The organism is Embleya sp. AB8 (assembly GCF_049739465.1).
Taxonomy (GTDB): Bacteria; Actinomycetota; Actinomycetes; order Streptomycetales; family Streptomycetaceae; genus Embleya.
In genome coordinates, this window is sequence record NZ_JBMHHY010000020.1 from 158,412 (window position 1) to 173,669 (window position 15,258).

Consider the following 15,258-nt stretch of genomic DNA (forward strand, 5'->3'; position numbering starts at 1 on the left):
AGGTATCGCGACACGGCACGACAGACGGAGGAATTCGGCGATGACGACGGGTGCGACCGAGGCTTTTCGCGCTGCGCGCGACTTCCTGCTCGAACACCGCGAGGATCAGCCCACCGCGTGCCGGGACTTCCCGCGCCCCGATCCCACCGAGTTCAACTGGGCGCTCGACTGGTTCGACGCGATCGCGCGCGACAACGACACCACCGCGTTGTGGATCGTGGCCGAGGACGGCACCGACACCAAGGTCTCCTTCGCCGAACTGGCCCGGCGCTCGGACCGGGTCGCCGGTTGGTTGCGCGCGCGGGGGGTGCGGCGCGGCGACCGGGTGTTGCTCGTGCTGGGCAACCGGCTCGAATTGTGGGAGGCGATGCTGGCCGCGATGAAGCTGGGCGCGGTGATCATTCCGGCCACCACGATGTTGGCGCCGGCCGACCTGACCGACCGGGTCACCCGGGGCGATGTCGCGCACGTGATCGCCGAGTCGGCGGTGACCGAGGGCTTCGCCGAGGTGCCGGGCGAGTGGACCCGGATCGTGGTGGGCGAACCGACTCCGGGTTGGCTGACGTTCGCCGACGCGCACGACGCGGACGAGCCGTTCGAGCCGTTCACCCCCGACGGGCCGACCGCCGCGACCGACCCGCTGCTCCTGTACTTCACCTCCGGCACCACCGCGCGGCCCAAGCTGGTGGGCCACACCCAGACGAGCTATCCGATCGGGCACCTGTCCACCATGTACTGGCTGGGCCTGCGGCCCGGCGACGTACACCTGAACATCTCCTCGCCCGGCTGGGCCAAGCACGCGTGGAGCAACTTCTTCGCCCCCTGGAATGCCGGTGCCACCATCCTGATCGTGCGTCAGGAGCGGTTCGCCGCCCGGCCGTTGCTGGACACCATGGTGCGCTGCGGGGCGACCTCGTTCTGCGCGCCGCCGACCGTGTGGCGGATGCTGGTACAGGAGGACCTCGGCGGCTGGCGCACCGCGCTGCGCGAGGTGATCGGCGCGGGCGAGCCGCTCAACCCGGAGGTGATCGAACAGGTGCGGGCCGCCTGGGGGTTGACCATCCGGGACGGCTTCGGGCAGACCGAGACCACCGCGCAGATCGGCAACGCGCCGGGACAGCCGGTGCGTCCGGGGTCGATGGGCCGGCCGCTGCCCGGCTACGCCGTGGCGCTGGTCGACCCGATCTCCGGCGAGGTGGTCGCCGAACCCGGCGCCGAGGGCGAGATCTGCCTCGAACTGGCCGCCCGGCCACTGGGTCTGATGACGGGTTATCTCGACGACCCGGAGCGTACGGCCGAGTCGATGCGCGACGGTTTCTATCACACCGGCGATGTCGGCACCCGGGACACGGACGGCTACATCACCTACGTGGGCCGCTCCGACGACGTGTTCAAGGCGTCCGACTACCGGATCTCGCCGTTCGAATTGGAGAGCGTGCTGATCGAGCACGACGCGGTGGCCGAAGCGGCGGTGGTGCCCTCACCCGACCCGGTGCGGCTCGCGGTGCCCAAGGCGTATGTCGTGCTCGCACCCGGGCACGAGCCCACCCGGGAGACCGCACTGGCGATCCTGCGGCACGCGCGCGTGGTGCTCTCGCCCTACAAGCGGGTCCGCCGGATCGAGTTCGCCGAGTTGCCCAAGACCATCTCCGGCAAGATCCGCCGGGTCGAACTGCGGGGCCGCGAGCGTGAGTTGCACGACGGCGATCTGGCCGGGCGGGGCCCGCTCGAATGGTTCGAGGAGGACTTCCCCGAGCTCAAGGGCAACTGAGCCCGGATCGGGGGCCGGACCGCGGTCCGGCCCCGACGGGTGCGCGGCGCGGCCGCGGCTCAGATCCGGTCCGCGACGATCTTGGCGACCGCGATGTGCTGGGCGCGCGGCAGGTCCTTCGAGAAGGGCGTGAGCGAGACGTGCGCCTCCACGACCAGGTCGCCGTGCGTCTTGGCGAAGTAGACCTGGGGGCTGGTGGGCGCCGGGTAGGTGCCGCCGCCGGGCACGTAGAGCGTGGGGAACGGGCCGAGATCGGTGATCTTCTGCCCGAATTTCGCCAGGTCGTTCTTGGCCAGCACACTGTCGGGGGTGCCCGCGAGCCTGGCGCTGTGCGTGAAGTACTGCACGTCCACCAGCGGGGTGTCCGCCGGGCCGTAGTAGCGGCAGGAGCGCAGCGTGGCATCGTTCTTGGTCCGGGCCACCTCGCCGCCGACCACGCCCTTGAGCTCGGCCGGCGTCAGCAGGTTGCAGAAGTCCTTGGCGTTCACGTCGATCGTGCCGCCGCCGGGCTTGCCGGTTGCCGGCGCGGTGCCGGGCGCGGTGCCCTGACCGCCGCCGGGCTGGGTGGCGGGTGCGCCGCCGGTGCCGCCGGGCGTCTGGGGTGCGGTGGTCGCCGCGTTCTTCTTGTCGTCCTTCTTGTCGTCCTTGTCGTCGCCCTTGGCCTTGTCGATCAGGCCGCATCCGCCGGTGAGCGCGACGACGGAAGCGGTGATCAGCAGTGCCGAGACGGCGGGCTTGCGCAGGTACAACGTGGTTCTCCATCCCCGTGGTGCGACCCGACGCCTCCCTCCACCCCCGTGGATGCGTGACGGATCGTCACGACGGCGCCGACCGCTCGTTTTTCGCCGGTGCGTGTGTACGGCAGGGCGAGGCTAATGCACGAAATCACCCGCCGCTGGAGTGACCCGGGAGCGATACCGTGCCGGGTGTGACGACTACGGAACGTTTCGCCGACCGGCTGGTCCGCCCGGCGACCTTCGGCTGGGGCGCGGCCCGCGCGGCGCTCGGCGTGGTCGCGTTGCTCGATCCGCCCCGGGTGTCCCGGCCGTGGATCGGCGCCGACGCGGACCGCACGGGGGCGTTGGTGTTCGCCCGCGCGCTGGGCGGGCGCGACGTGGCGCTCGGGGCGGGCGCGATGTACACGGCGGTCCGGGGCGAGCCGGTCCGGCCCTGGGCCCTGGCGGGCGCAGCGGCCGACCTCGGCGACACGCTGATCACCTGCGTACACCGGCGCGAACTGCCGCGCGGGCGCCGCGCCTTCATCGCCTGCCTGGCCGGCGGCTCGGCGCTGCTCGGCACGGCCCTGGCACTCGCCGAGCGGTAGCGGTGGTGGTGGGCCCGAAACCCGCACGCGGGCCGGACCGTCACCGGTCCGACCCGCGTGCGTGCGTCGGCAGCCGGTCAGGCCGCCACCTCGTTCGCCAACCGGCGCTTGTTCCAGTAGGCGACCACCTCCAGGAGCAGCCCGGCCGCGATGGCGAGACCGACCGCGGTCCACGGCATCTGCGTGCCGACCAGCTTGAGTTCGAAGAAGTTCTGCAACCAGGGCACGGTCAACACCGTGGCGAACCCGGCCCCCATCACCAGGACCAACGCGATCCGCCACCACGTGTACGGCCGGGCGATGATCGCGAGCACCCACAGGCCGACCAGGAACAACGTCAGGGTCGCGATCGAGGTCTCCGCCGTACGCGTGGCGTCGGTGGCGCCGTAGTGCGAGCGGGCCAGCAGATACGCGGTGAAGGTGGCCGCGCCGGCGATCGCCCCGGACGGCCCGGAGTAGCGCAGCACCCGCTTGACGAAGCCGGGCCGGGCCCGCTCCTTGTTCGGCGCCAGCGCCAGGAAGAAGGCCGGCGTACCGATGGTGAACCAGGCCAGCAGGGTCAGGTGCCGGGGCAGGAACGGGTAGGGCACGTTGGCGATCACCACGAGGATGGCCAGCAGCACCGAGTAGGCGGTCTTGGTCAGGAACAGGTTGGAGACCCGCTCGATGTTGCCGATCACCCGGCGGCCCTCGCCGACCACCGACGGCAGCGTGGCGAAGCTGTTGTCCAGGAGCACGATCTGCGCGACGCCCTTGGTGGCCTCGCTGCCCGAGCCCATCGACACGCCGATGTCGGCGTCCTTGAGCGCGAGCACGTCGTTGACGCCGTCGCCGGTCATCGCCACGTTGTGGCCGCGCGACTGGAGGGCGGCGACCATGTCCCGCTTCTGCTGCGGGGTGACCCGGCCGAAGACCGTGTTGGCCTCCAGCACGTCGGCGAGTGCGTTCTGGTCGGTGGGCAGCGTGCGGGCGTCCACCGGGTGGTCGGCGCCCTTGATGCCCAGCTTGGCGGCCACCGCGCCGACCGAGATCGCGTTGTCCCCGGAGATCACCTTGGCCGCGACGCCCTGTTCGGCGAAGTAGTCCAGGGTCGCGCCCGCGTCGTGTCGCAGCCGCTGTTCGAGCACGATCAGCGCGGCGGGCGTCACGTTTGACCCGTCCGGGCCGCCGACCAGCGAGTCCACGGTGTGCGCGAGCGAGGCGTCGGTACGCACCAGCATCAGCACTCGCAGGCCCTGCGCGCCGAGCCGTTCGGCCTCGGCGAGCAGTTCGCCGTGCGCCCGCGTGGTCACCAGCACCTCGGGGGCGCCGATCAACCAGGTGGCCCGCGCGCCGTCGACCTCGAAGGTCGCGCCGCTGTACTTGCGGGCCGAGGAGAACGGCACGCTCTCCACCGACGTCCACCCCGGTACGGCCGGGCATTCCTCGATGATCGCGGCCAGGCTGGCGTTCGGCCGGGGCTCGGTGGTGCCGAGCGCGCCGAGCGCGGCCCGGACCGGCAGGCCCTCGGTCAGCTCGCGCACCTCGGCGACGTTCATCCCGCCCTCGGTGAGCGTGCCGGTCTTGTCCAGGCAGACCACGTCCACCCGGGCCAGCCCCTCGATCGCGGGCAACTCCTGGACCAGGCACTGCTTGCGACCCAGGCGCACCACACCGACCGCGAAGGCCAGCGAGGTGAGCAGCACCAGGCCCTCGGGGACCATCGGCACGATGCCCGCGATCATCCGGGTCACCGCCTCGCGCCCGGTGGTGTTCTCCAGCCGGTACTGGCTGATGATCAGCGCGATCGCGGCCGGGAACAGGATCCAGGTGACGTACTTGAGGATCGTGCTGATCCCGTTGCGCAGTTCGGAGGCGACCAGGGTGAACTTGCTGGCCTCCTCCATCAGCTGCGCGGCGTAGGCCTCGCGACCCACCCGGGTCGCGGCGAACGCACCGTTGCCGGCCACCACGAAGCTGCCGGACATCACCGGATCGCCAGGACGCTTGATCACCGGGTCGGCCTCGCCGGTGAGCAGCGACTCGTCGATCTCCAGGTTGTCGGCCTCGACCACGACGCCGTCCACCGCGGCCTTGTCGCCGGCGCCCAGCTCGATCACGTCGTCGAGCACGATGTCGGAGGGCGACAGCGCGACCGCCTGACCGTCGCGGCGCACCACCGGCTTGGACTCGCCGATCACCGCGAGCCGGTCCAGGGTGCGCTTGGCGCGCATCTCCTGAATGATGCCGATCCCGGTGTTGGCGATGATCACGAAGCCGAACAGGCCGTCCTTGACCGACCCGACCGACAGGATGATCAGCCAGAGCACGCCGATCACGGCGTTGAAGCGGGTGAAGACGTTCGCCTTGACGATTTCGGTCGTCGATCGGCTCGAGCGCACCGGGACGTCGTTGACGTCCCCTCTCGCGACCCGTTCCGCGACATCCGCGGTGGTCAGTCCCACACCGGAGCGCACGATGGGTTCGCTTTCCTTCCCGTCGGGTCTGTCGATCGGTGGGATGGCCGTCGTCTCTCCGGGCCCGGCGCCCGGCAAAGGCTGAGTCATGGGTCTACCGTAAGTGCCCCAAGCAACAGGCGTTGGCGGTGGGCCGGCCGTTGTGCTCGGCCCACCGCCGCAGCATCGCTACTCGACGACCGTGACCGGTCCGAGCGCGAGTGCCTCCAGCGGCTCGCGGATCTTGCCCGCGTCGCCCACCAGGACCACCACGAGGTGCTCCGGGTCGAACCCGGCGGACGCCGCCGCGGCGGCGTCCTCGGTCCGCACCGCGGCCAGCCGCAGGTAGAGCTCCGGCAGGTAGTCGTCCGGCAACCGCTCGGCGGCCATGTCCGCGAGCGAGTCGCACACCGCGCGCGGCGTCACGTACTTCAGCGGCGCCACCCCCACGATGCTCTGTACCGCCGCGTCCCGCTCGCCGTCGGTCAGCCCCTCGGCGGCCAGCGTGCGCAGCACGGTGACCAGGTCCGCGACGGCCGGGCCGGTGACGTCGGTCTCCACCGAGCCGTGGATGGCCAGCAGCGAGCCGCCCGGCAACGACTGGTTGGCCGCCCGCACGCCGTAGGTGTAGCCCTTCTCCTCGCGCAGCACCCGGTCCAGGCGCGAGGTGAGGGTGCCGCCCAGGCAGTAGGTGCCGATGCTCAGGGCGGGCCACGAGGCGTCCTCGCGGCCCGGTCCGGTCCGCCCGACCAGCAGCTGGGTCTGCACGCTGCCCGGCCGGTCCACGATCACCACGCGCGCGTGGTCGTCGGCGATCACCGGGCCCGGCTGCGAGAGCTCGGCGGGCGCCGCGCTCCAGGTGCCGATGGTGCGCTCGAGCACGCCGGTGACATCGACGCCGGCGAAGTCGCCGACCACGACCAGGGTCGCGGTCTGCGGGCGCACGTGAGCGGTGAAGAAGTCCCACACCGCCGCGCGATCCACCCGCGCGACGCTCTCCGCGGTACCCGCGCGCGGCCGGGACAGCCGCACCGAGTCGTCGAACAGGGTCGCGTTCAGCGCGAACGCCGCCCGCCGGGGCGGGCTGGCCATTTCGTGCACGATCTCGTCCAGGCGCTGCCGGACCAGCCGGTCCACCTCGTCCGCCGGGAAGGCCGGCGCCCGCATCGCGTCCGCGAGCAGCCCCAGGGCCCGCTCCAGGCGCGAGGCGGGCACGTCCAGCGCGACCCGCACGCCGGGGTGGTCGGCGTCGGTGTGGATCGTCGCACCGCAGCTCTCCAGCTCGGCGGCGAACTCCTCGGCCTCCATCTTGTCGGTGCCCTCGGTCAGCGCCCGCGCCATGATCGTCGCGACGCCCTCGCACCCGGTCGGCTCGGCGGCCAGCGGCGAGTCGAGCACCAGCTCGACCGCCACCACCTTCTGGCCGGGCCGGTCCACCCGCAGCACGGTCAGGCCGTTGCCGAGCACCGAGCGCCGCGGCGCGGGGAAGGTCCATTCGCGGGCCACCCCCGCGCCGGGGCGCGGGTGGAACACCATCTCGCCGGTCTGGGTCACGCGACCTGCTCCTCGTTCTCGTCCGCGTCGTCGGTCGGTTCGTACACCAGCACCGCCCGGTTGTCCGGCACCAGGCGCTCGGCGGCCACCGCCCGCACCTCCTCGGCCGTGATCTCCAGGAGCCGGTCCAGCGCGGTGAACGCCAGGTTCGCGTCGCCGAACAGCGTCGCGTAGCGGCACAGTTCGTCGGCCCGTCCGCCGACGGTGGCCATCGTGTCCAAGTAGGCGCGCTCCAACTGGGCCTGCGCGCGCTCGAGTTCGGCCGGGGTGGGCCCCTCGGCGGCGAACCGGGCGAGTTCCTCGGCGACCGCCGCGTCGATCGCCTCCACCGCACCCGAGCCGGACGCCTTCACGTCCAGCATCGCCACCGACGCGGTGCCCGACAGGCGCATCAGCCCGGCCCCCGCGTAGACCGCGAGTTCGTCGTGCCGCACCAGGCGGGTGTTCAGCCGCGAACTCTCCCCCTCGGCGAGCACGGTGAGCGCGATGTCCGCGGCGTCCGCGCCGCGGGTGCCGTCGGCGGGCATCCGGTAGGCGGCCATCAGCGCCGGCGAGGGCACGTCCTCGTGCACCACCTCGCGCGACTCGGCGCCGAGCAGCGCGGGCAACGCGCCGTCCGCGGGCACCGGCTTGCCGTCGTGCGCGGGGATACTCCCGAAGTACTTCTCCACCCACGCGAGCGTCTGCTCGGGGTCCACGTCGCCGACGATCGCGAGCACCGCGTTGTTCGGCGCGTAGTAGGTCCGGAAGAACGCCTGGCAGTCGGCCAGCGAGGTGGCGTCCAGGTCGGCCATCGAGCCGATCGGCATGTGGTGGTACGGGTGGCCCTCGGGGAAGGCCATCGCCACCAGGCGCTCCCACGCGGTGCCGTAGGGCACGTTGTCGTAGCGCTGCCGGCGCTCGTTCTTGACCACGTCGCGCTGGTTGTCCAGGCTCTCCTCGGTCAGCGCCCGCAGCAGCCCGCCCATCCGGTCCGCCTCCAGCCACAACGCGAGTTCGACCTGATGCGCGGGCATCGTCTCGAAGTAGTTGGTGCGCTCGAAACTGGTGGTGCCGTTGAGCGAACCGCCCGCGGACTGGACGAACTCGAAGTGCTCGTTGCCGTGCACGTTGGCCGAGCCCTGGAACATCAGGTGCTCGAAGAGGTGCGCGAGCCCGGTCCGCCCGGGCCGTTCGTGCCGTGAGCCCACGTCGTACCAGAGGCAGACGGCGGCCACGGGGTCGACGTGGTCCTCCGAGAGCACCACGCGGAGCCCGTTGCCGAGGGTGTGCGTGGTCGCGGTGAACCCCAACGATGCAGTCGCCGGTCCTGCCATAAGCCCATCCGTCCTCTCCTGGAGGGTGACCGCCGCGACGGCGGCCACCCTCACCCTAACGACGCGAAGGACTCCTTCGACTCCCGCTCGTGGGGCTGTTCGCGGTGGGCGAAGCGGCGACGATGCGCGGCCCGACGGCTACTGCTGGTAGCCCTCGACCTCGCGCGCGGGCCGCGCGGCGGCCGCGGCCGGATCCGCGCCCGCGTCGCGCAACGCCTGCCGCTGCCGCAACAGGTCCCAGCATCGGTCGAGTTCGGCCTCCACCTCGGCCAGTCGGCCGTGCTCCTCGCCGGTGCCGATCACACCTTGCGCAAGTTGTTCGCGCAGGGCACGCTCCTGCTCGACCATGTCGGTGATGCGTTCGCGGATCTGCTTGTCGTCCATCGCGGAACCCTTTCTTTTCCTGCTCGGACGGCGGCCGGAGACTGCGGCACAACCGTGGGCCAAAGGGCTGTCCTTCCCCCCTCGCACGGCCCTCAAGCACGCTGTCACCCGGGTCGATGCACTCACATGTCGCACCGGCGCGCCACAATGGGCACGCCGTGCGGGCCGTCCCCGGCCGCGCCGCCCTCGGGCGGACACGGGAGACACGGCCCGGCGCCGGCCCGAAGAAGCAAAGGAGCAACGCCGCGCATGGCCCGCCGTAGTACGAAAACTTCCGGTCCGCAGCCACCGGACGACTTCGAGGAACGCATCCTCGACATCGATGTCGTCGACGAGATGCAGGGCTCCTTCCTGGAGTACGCCTACTCGGTCATCTACTCGCGGGCACTGCCGGACGCCCGCGACGGGCTCAAGCCCGTGCACCGCCGCATCCTCTACCAAGCCGCCGAGATGGGCCTGCGCCCCGACCGGGGCTACGTCAAGTGCGCCCGCGTCGTGGGCGAGGTGATGGGCAAGCTGCACCCGCACGGTGACGGCCCCATCTACGACACCCTGGTGCGGATGGCACAGCCGTTCTCGATGCGCCTGCCGCTGATCGACGGCCACGGGAACTTCGGCTCGCTCGGCGGCGACGACCCGCCGGCCGCGATGCGATACACCGAGTCCCGGCTGTCCTCGGCCGCGATGTTGATGGTCGACTCGATCGACGAGGACGTCGTCGACTTCGGCCCCAACTACGACGGTCAGGAACAGGAACCGGGGGTCCTGCCCGCCGCGTTCCCGAACCTGCTCGTCAACGGGGCCTCCGGGATCGCGGTCGGCATGGCCACCAACATGCCCCCGCACAACCTGGTCGAGGTGGTCTCCGCGGCCCGCCATCTGATCCGCCACCCCACCGCCGATCTCGACGACCTGATGCGCCACGTCCCCGGTCCCGACCTGCCCACCGGCGGTCGGATCGTCGGTCTGGGCGGCGTCCGCGACGCCTACGAGAAGGGCCGCGGCACCTTCAAGATCCGCGCCACCGCGACGATCGAGTCGGTCACCGCGCGCCGCAAGGGCATCGTGGTCACCGAACTGCCGTACAACGTCGGCCCGGAGCGGGTGATCGCCAAGATCAAGGAGTTGGTGCAGGCCAAGAAGGTCCAGGGCATCGCGGACCTGAAGGACCTCACCGACCGCTCGCACGGGCTGCGGCTGGTCATCGAGATCAAGAACGGCTTCAACCCCGAGGCGATCCTCCAGCAGCTCTACAAGCTGACGCCGATGGAGGAGACCTTCGGCATCAACAACGTCGCCCTGGTCGACGGCCAGCCGCTGACCCTGGGTCTGAAGGAACTGCTCCAGGTATACGTCGACCACCGCTTCGAGGTGGTCCGCCGGCGCAGCGAGTTCCGCCGCCGCAAGCGCCAGGAGCGGCTGCACCTGGTCGACGGTCTGCTCGTCGCGCTGATCGACATCGACCGCGTGATCGAGCTGATCCGCTCCAGCGACAACTCGGCGCAGGCCAAGGAACGTCTGATGGAGACGTTCTCGCTGTCCGACATCCAGGCGTCCTACATCCTGGACACCCCGCTGCGCCGGCTCACCCGGTTCGACCGGATCGAACTGGAGGCCGAGCAGGAGCGGCTGCGCGCCGAGATCGCCGAGCTGACCACGATCCTGGAGGACGACAAGCTGCTGCGGAAGGTCGTCTCGGACGAGTTGGCCGCGGTGTCCAAGAAGTACGGCACGCCGCGCCGCACGGTGCTCCTGGAATCGGCGGAGGTCTCCGCCGCGGCCGTCCCGCTCCAGGTCACCGACGCGCCCTGCACCGTTCTGCTGTCCTCCACCGGCCTGCTGGCCCGCACCTCGACCGGCGGCCCGCTGCCGCCCGAGGGGGATCGGGCCAGGCACGACCTGGTGGTCTCCTCGGTCGCGGCCACGGTGCGCGGCGAGGTCGGCGCGGTCACCAGCACCGGCCGGCTGGTCCGGATCAACGTGGTCGACCTGCCCGCGCTGCCGGAGACCGCGACCGCGCCGAACCTGGCCGGCGGCGCGCCGCTGTCCGAGTTCGTCTCGCTCGAGTCGGACGAACGACTGGTGTGCCTGACCACGCTGTCCGCCGACTCCCCCGGGCTCGCGCTCGGCACCGCGCAGGGGGTGGTCAAGCGGGTCGTGCCGGACTATCCGGCGAACAAGGACGACCTGGAGGTGATCGCGTTGCGCGAGGGCGACTCGATCGTCGGCGCGGTCGAGCTGCGCACCGGCGAGGAGGACCTGGTCTTCGTCACCGACGACGCGCAGTTGTTGCGTTTCCAGGCGTCGATGGTCCGGCCGCAGGGCCGCCCGGCGGGCGGCATGGCCGGGATCAAGCTCGGCACCAAGCAGTCGGTGATCTCGTTCACCGCGGTGGATCCGGGCGCGGACGCCGTGGTGGTCACCGTCGCCGCCTACAGCGGCGACGCGCTGTTCGGTTCGGAATACGGCACCTGCAAGGTCACCCCGTTCGCCGAGTATCCGCGCAAGGGCCGGGCCACCGGCGGCGTGCGCTGCCAGCGTTTCCTCAAGGGCGAGACCACCCTGCGGCTGGCCTGGGCGGGCCCGCAGCCTGCCCGGGCCGCGGACGCGAAGGGCGCGCCGGTCGAATTGCCCGCGCTCGACCCGCGCCGGGACGGCTCCGGGACACCGCTGGTCAAGCCCGTCGAGGTGGTCGGCGGACCGCCCGGCACCGCCTGACCGGCCCCACACACCGAGGCCCCGCGGCGTCCCTCGCCGCGGGGCCTCACCCGTTCGTCGACCGCATCGTTCAGCGCGCGGCGAACTCCTCCAGGAGTTCGATCGAGCGCGCGTACTTGTGTCGCAACCGCACCTGCGTCGCCGCGTCGAGCTGGCCCAGCCGGGCCTCGGACCGGTTGTCCGCGATGTCGGCCCGCTTGACCACCAGCGCGATCGGGTCCGCCGCCGCGCGGGCGATGCTGACCTCCAGCGGTTCGCCGGGCAGCTTGGACAGCGCTATCACCGCGGCCACCACCCGCTCCGGCACCCCGGCGGCGCGCAGGTCGTCCGCGCTCACCGGCGTGTCCTCGATCACATCGTGCAACACCGCCGCCATCCGCTGCTGGGTGCCCTCGACGTGGTTCATCACCCGCAGTGGGTGGGTGATGTACGGATGGCCACCCTTGTCCAACTGACCGTCGTGCGCGGCCCTGGCGAGCGCCACCGCGTCGTCCAACGTGAAGCCGGCTATCGCCGCGCTCCCGTCGGGCCGTCCCTGGGGCATGGCCGCCTCCCATCATTACCGTGTGCAACAACCGTACCGGGGTCGGCCGCACCGGGCGCTCGGGGCGGGGTCGATCAGGTCGCCCCGGAGGCGGACGCCATAAGGTGCACAGTCGTGGCCACCTGCGTCTTTCTTTCCCGTGAACTCGCCGAACCGCTGGCCGGCACCGCGCCGACCACCCGCGGCTGGCTGCTCGTCGAACACCCCGGCCCGTGGGCCGCCAAGGCGCTGACCGGCAGCCGCGGCCTGGACGCCGAGGTGGGCCGGGAACTGGACGCACGCGCCGACCGGGCCGGCTTCCGCGCCGCGCTGATCCGCAGGCCCGACGAGCCGGGCCGGATCCCGGCCGACGAGGCCGGCACAGCCCCCGACGGTCTCCGGGCCGTCTTCCTGGCCTGGACCGAGCCCGGCGGCACCTGGCTGCGCCGACTGCGCGTGCGTACCGCCGCCGAGCTGCTCACGCTCGACCTGGTCGCGCTGGCCGGACCGACCGAGCCCTCGATCGGCGAGCCGGTCGCCGAGCCGCTTCTGTTGGTGTGCACGAACGGCAAACGCGACCGCTGCTGCGCGGTGGCGGGTCGACCGCTGGCCGCCGCGCTCGCCGTGAGCTTCCCCGAGGCCACCTGGGAGGTCACCCACCTGGGCGGTCACCGGTTCGCCCCGACCGCCGCGGTGCTCCCGCAGGGCTACCTGTACGGCCGCCTGGACCCCGGCTCGGCGGGCGCCGTGCTCACCGCCGCGCGGCGCGGCGAGATGGTGCCGGACCACTGCCGGGGCCGGTCCACCTACTCCCGGGCCGGCCAGGCCGCCGAGCTCGCGGTCCGCGCCGACTGCGGCGAACGCCGGGCCGACGCGCTGTCCGTCTACGACGAGCGCGCCGAGGACGACGGCGGCTGGACGATCCGGGTCGACCACACCGACGGCCGCACCTGGACGGTCGCGGTGGACGCGCGCGCCGAGGCCCCCGCCCGGCCGGAGAGTTGCGGCAAGGGCGAGGGCCGCCCGACCAGCATGCGGGCCCGGCTATTGACGCACCGTCAGTAGGCCCCCGCCCCGGTCAGCGAACGCACCTCCAACTCGGCGTACTTCGCCTCGTCCGCCGCCTCGTCGGAGCGCAACGTGCCGATCCAGCCGCACAGGAAGCCGATCGGGATGGACACGATCCCCGGGTTCTCCAGCGGGAACCAGTGGAAGTCGACCCCGGTGATCAGCGGGGTCTTGCCACCGGAGACCACCGGCGAGAACAACACGAGCAACAGCGCCGAACCGAGCCCGCCGTAGATCGCCCACACCGTGCCGTTGGTGTTGAACCGCCGCCAGAACAGCGTGTAGAGCAACGTCGGCAAATTCGCCGAGGCGGCCACCGCGAAGGCGAGCGCGACCAAAAACGCGACGTTGAGCTTCTGCGCGGACAGGCTCAGCCCGATCGCGATCCCGCCGATCACGATCGCGGACAGCCGAGCGGCCCGCAACTCGCTCTTCTCGTCGGTCTCCCGGGTGCGGATCACATTGGTGTACAGGTCGTGCGCGAAAGACGCCGAGGAGGCCAGCGTGAGGCCGGCCACCACCGCGAGGATGGTCGCGAACGCCACCGCCGCGATCACCGCGAGCAGCACCACGCCGCCCAACGTGTCCGGTCCCCCGCCGAGTTCCTCCGCGAGCAGGGGCAGCGCGGTGTTGCCCGCCGCGTTGGACGTGCGGATCCGATCCGACCCGAGCACCGCCGCGGCGCCGAACCCGAGCACGATGGTGAGCAGGTAGAACGTGCCGATCAGGGCGATCGCCCAGATCACCGAGTGCCGCGCGGCGCGCGCGGTGGGCACCGTGTAGAACCGCACCAGGATGTGCGGGAGACCTGCGGTGCCGAGCACCAGGGCGATCGCCAGGCTGATGAAGTCCAGCCGACTGGTCAGGTCCTTCCCGTACTTCAGGCCCGGTTCCAGGAAGTGCCGGCCGTGGCCGCTGGTGTGTGCGGCGGTGCGCAGCAGTTCGTTGAGGTCGAAGTGGAAGCGGAGCAGGACCAGGATCGTCATCAGGATCGCGCCGCCGAGCAGCAGCACCGCCTTGACGATCTGGATCCAGGTGGTGCCCTTCATCCCGCCGAAGGTCACGTAGACCACCATCAGCGCGCCCACCCCGACGATCGTCCAGGTCTGCGCCGAGCCGCCGCCGTCCCCGAGCAACAGCGCGACCAGCGTGCCCGCACCGACCATCTGCGCGATCAGGTAGAAGATCGAGACCACGATCGTGGCGGCCCCCGCCGCGGTCCGCACCGGCTTGCGACTCATCCGGAAGGCGACCACGTCGGCCATGGTGAACCGCCCGCAGTTGCGCACGAGTTCGGCCACGAGCATGAGCACGACCAGCCACGCGACCAGGAAGCCGATCGAGTAGAGGAAGCCGTCGTAGCCGAACAGCGCGATCAGCCCGGCGATGCCCAGGAAGGACGCCGCCGACATGTAGTCGCCGGCGATCGCGAGCCCGTTCTGCGCCCCGGAGAACTCCCGCCCGCCGGCGTAGTAGTCGTTGGTGGTACGGCTGTTCCGGCTGGCCCACACGGTGATCCCGAGCGTGATCACCACCAGGACCACGAACAACACGCCGGTCAGGCCGCGATGCCCGGCGGCTGCGGCGAACCGCACGCCGTTCACCGGAACATCTCCTGGGTCTCCCAGCGCAGATCCAGCGCGGCCCGATCGCGCTTGGTGCGCGCGTTGCGGGCGTAGGCCCACGTGATCAGGAAGGTGCTGGCGAACTGGAGCAGTCCGAACGCGAGCGCGACGTTGAACGTGCCGATGATCCGCTGCGCCATGAACTCGCGCGCGAACGTGGAGGCGAACACGTAGAGCAGGTACCAGGCGAGGAACGCCAGCGACGTCGGGAAGACGAAGTCGCGATAGCCGCGCCGGATTTCCTGGAACTCGGGGCTCGCCTGCACGCGTAGGTAGATGTCCGCGCGCGAATCCGGCTCCGGGTCGTCGAACGGCACACCCCGGGTGGGTGTGGGTCGGTACGAACTGGTCGTCACCGTAGTAGCTCTCCTCGTCGATCGCCGTACCGCGCGGTTCCGCCCCGCCGCGAACACCCTGGACGGACGTTCGATGGGACCGGTGTTCAGCATGGTCAGCGGGCGCGGGCCGCACGGCCAGGTTCGGCACGATTCACCGGTACGGATGAATCGCCGGCACGTCCGCAGCCCTGGCTCCGCCATG

Annotated in this window: 12 protein-coding genes; 4 read left to right on the plus strand and 8 right to left on the minus strand. The window is 71.5% G+C overall.

Annotated features, from left to right (window positions below; translation table 11 throughout):
* Positions 1–40: 40 nt before the first annotated feature.
* Positions 41–1,771, plus strand: a complete 1,731-nt coding sequence (locus ABIA38_RS28755) for an AMP-binding protein (RefSeq protein ID WP_424641764.1) — start codon at positions 41–43, stop codon at positions 1,769–1,771.
* A 59-nt stretch (positions 1,772–1,830) separates the two neighbouring features.
* On the opposite strand, the gene ABIA38_RS28760 is transcribed toward ABIA38_RS28755, so the two are convergent.
* Entirely contained in the window at positions 1,831–2,520 is a 690-nt protein-coding gene (locus ABIA38_RS28760; protein WP_424641765.1) for a hypothetical protein, read from the minus strand.
* A gap of 179 nt (positions 2,521–2,699) precedes the next feature.
* On the opposite strand from ABIA38_RS28760, the gene ABIA38_RS28765 reads away from it, so the two are divergent.
* The gene (locus ABIA38_RS28765) at positions 2,700–3,095 is read left to right on the plus strand and encodes a hypothetical protein (RefSeq protein ID WP_424641766.1); all 396 of its coding nucleotides are present in this window, start codon (positions 2,700–2,702) and stop codon (positions 3,093–3,095) included.
* A gap of 77 nt (positions 3,096–3,172) precedes the next feature.
* Here the strand turns inward: ABIA38_RS28765 and ABIA38_RS28770 are convergent, their stop codons facing one another.
* From ABIA38_RS28770 to ABIA38_RS28785, 4 genes are all read right to left on the minus strand, one after another.
* Positions 3,173–5,641, minus strand: coding sequence for an HAD-IC family P-type ATPase (locus ABIA38_RS28770; protein WP_424641767.1), 2,469 nt, complete (start codon positions 5,639–5,641; stop codon positions 3,173–3,175).
* Positions 5,642–5,719: 78 nt separating this feature from the next.
* Positions 5,720–7,084, minus strand: a complete 1,365-nt coding sequence (locus tag ABIA38_RS28775) for a M16 family metallopeptidase (RefSeq protein WP_424641768.1) — start codon at positions 7,082–7,084, stop codon at positions 5,720–5,722.
* Positions 7,081–8,400, minus strand: coding sequence for a M16 family metallopeptidase (locus ABIA38_RS28780; RefSeq protein ID WP_424641769.1), 1,320 nt, complete (start codon positions 8,398–8,400; stop codon positions 7,081–7,083). The genes ABIA38_RS28775 and ABIA38_RS28780 overlap by 4 nt, the downstream gene beginning before the upstream one ends.
* 138 nt (positions 8,401–8,538) lie before the next feature.
* Positions 8,539–8,784 (minus strand): DUF2630 family protein, encoded by a 246-nt coding sequence (locus tag ABIA38_RS28785; RefSeq protein ID WP_424641770.1) that lies wholly within the window; start codon positions 8,782–8,784, stop codon positions 8,539–8,541.
* Between the two features lie 249 nt (positions 8,785–9,033).
* Between ABIA38_RS28785 and ABIA38_RS28790 the strand changes: the two genes are divergently transcribed.
* Entirely contained in the window at positions 9,034–11,502 is a 2,469-nt protein-coding gene (locus ABIA38_RS28790; RefSeq protein WP_424641771.1) for a DNA gyrase/topoisomerase IV subunit A, read from the plus strand.
* Positions 11,503–11,572: 70 nt separating this feature from the next.
* Here the strand turns inward: ABIA38_RS28790 and ABIA38_RS28795 are convergent, their stop codons facing one another.
* Positions 11,573–12,046 (minus strand): HD domain-containing protein, encoded by a 474-nt coding sequence (locus ABIA38_RS28795; protein ID WP_424641772.1) that lies wholly within the window; start codon positions 12,044–12,046, stop codon positions 11,573–11,575.
* A 114-nt stretch (positions 12,047–12,160) separates the two neighbouring features.
* On the opposite strand from ABIA38_RS28795, the gene ABIA38_RS28800 reads away from it, so the two are divergent.
* On the plus strand, positions 12,161–13,090 hold the full coding sequence (locus tag ABIA38_RS28800; RefSeq protein ID WP_424641773.1) for a sucrase ferredoxin: 930 nt from the start codon (positions 12,161–12,163) through the stop codon (positions 13,088–13,090).
* Here the strand turns inward: ABIA38_RS28800 and ABIA38_RS28805 are convergent.
* Positions 13,084–14,697, minus strand: coding sequence for a solute symporter family protein (locus ABIA38_RS28805; RefSeq protein ID WP_424641774.1), 1,614 nt, complete (start codon positions 14,695–14,697; stop codon positions 13,084–13,086). The genes ABIA38_RS28800 and ABIA38_RS28805 overlap by 7 nt on opposite strands.
* Entirely contained in the window at positions 14,694–15,074 is a 381-nt protein-coding gene (locus ABIA38_RS28810) for a DUF485 domain-containing protein (RefSeq protein ID WP_424641775.1), read from the minus strand. The genes ABIA38_RS28805 and ABIA38_RS28810 overlap by 4 nt, the downstream gene beginning before the upstream one ends.
* Between the last annotated feature and the right edge of the window lie 184 nt (positions 15,075–15,258).

What these genes read in the sequence shown, in the direction of transcription:
- ABIA38_RS28755 (WP_424641764.1), top strand. Translation starts at nt 41, where the DNA reads ATGACGACGGGTGCGACCGAGGCTTTTCGCGCTGCGCGCGACTTCCTG.
- ABIA38_RS28770 (WP_424641767.1), bottom strand. Translation starts at nt 5,641, where the DNA reads ATGACTCAGCCTTTGCCGGGCGCCGGGCCCGGAGAGACGACGGCCATC.
- ABIA38_RS28780 (WP_424641769.1), bottom strand. Translation starts at nt 8,400, where the DNA reads ATGGCAGGACCGGCGACTGCATCGTTGGGGTTCACCGCGACCACGCAC.
- ABIA38_RS28785 (WP_424641770.1), bottom strand. Translation starts at nt 8,784, where the DNA reads ATGGACGACAAGCAGATCCGCGAACGCATCACCGACATGGTCGAGCAG.
- ABIA38_RS28790 (WP_424641771.1), top strand. Translation starts at nt 9,034, where the DNA reads ATGGCCCGCCGTAGTACGAAAACTTCCGGTCCGCAGCCACCGGACGAC.
- ABIA38_RS28795 (WP_424641772.1), bottom strand. Translation starts at nt 12,046, where the DNA reads ATGCCCCAGGGACGGCCCGACGGGAGCGCGGCGATAGCCGGCTTCACG.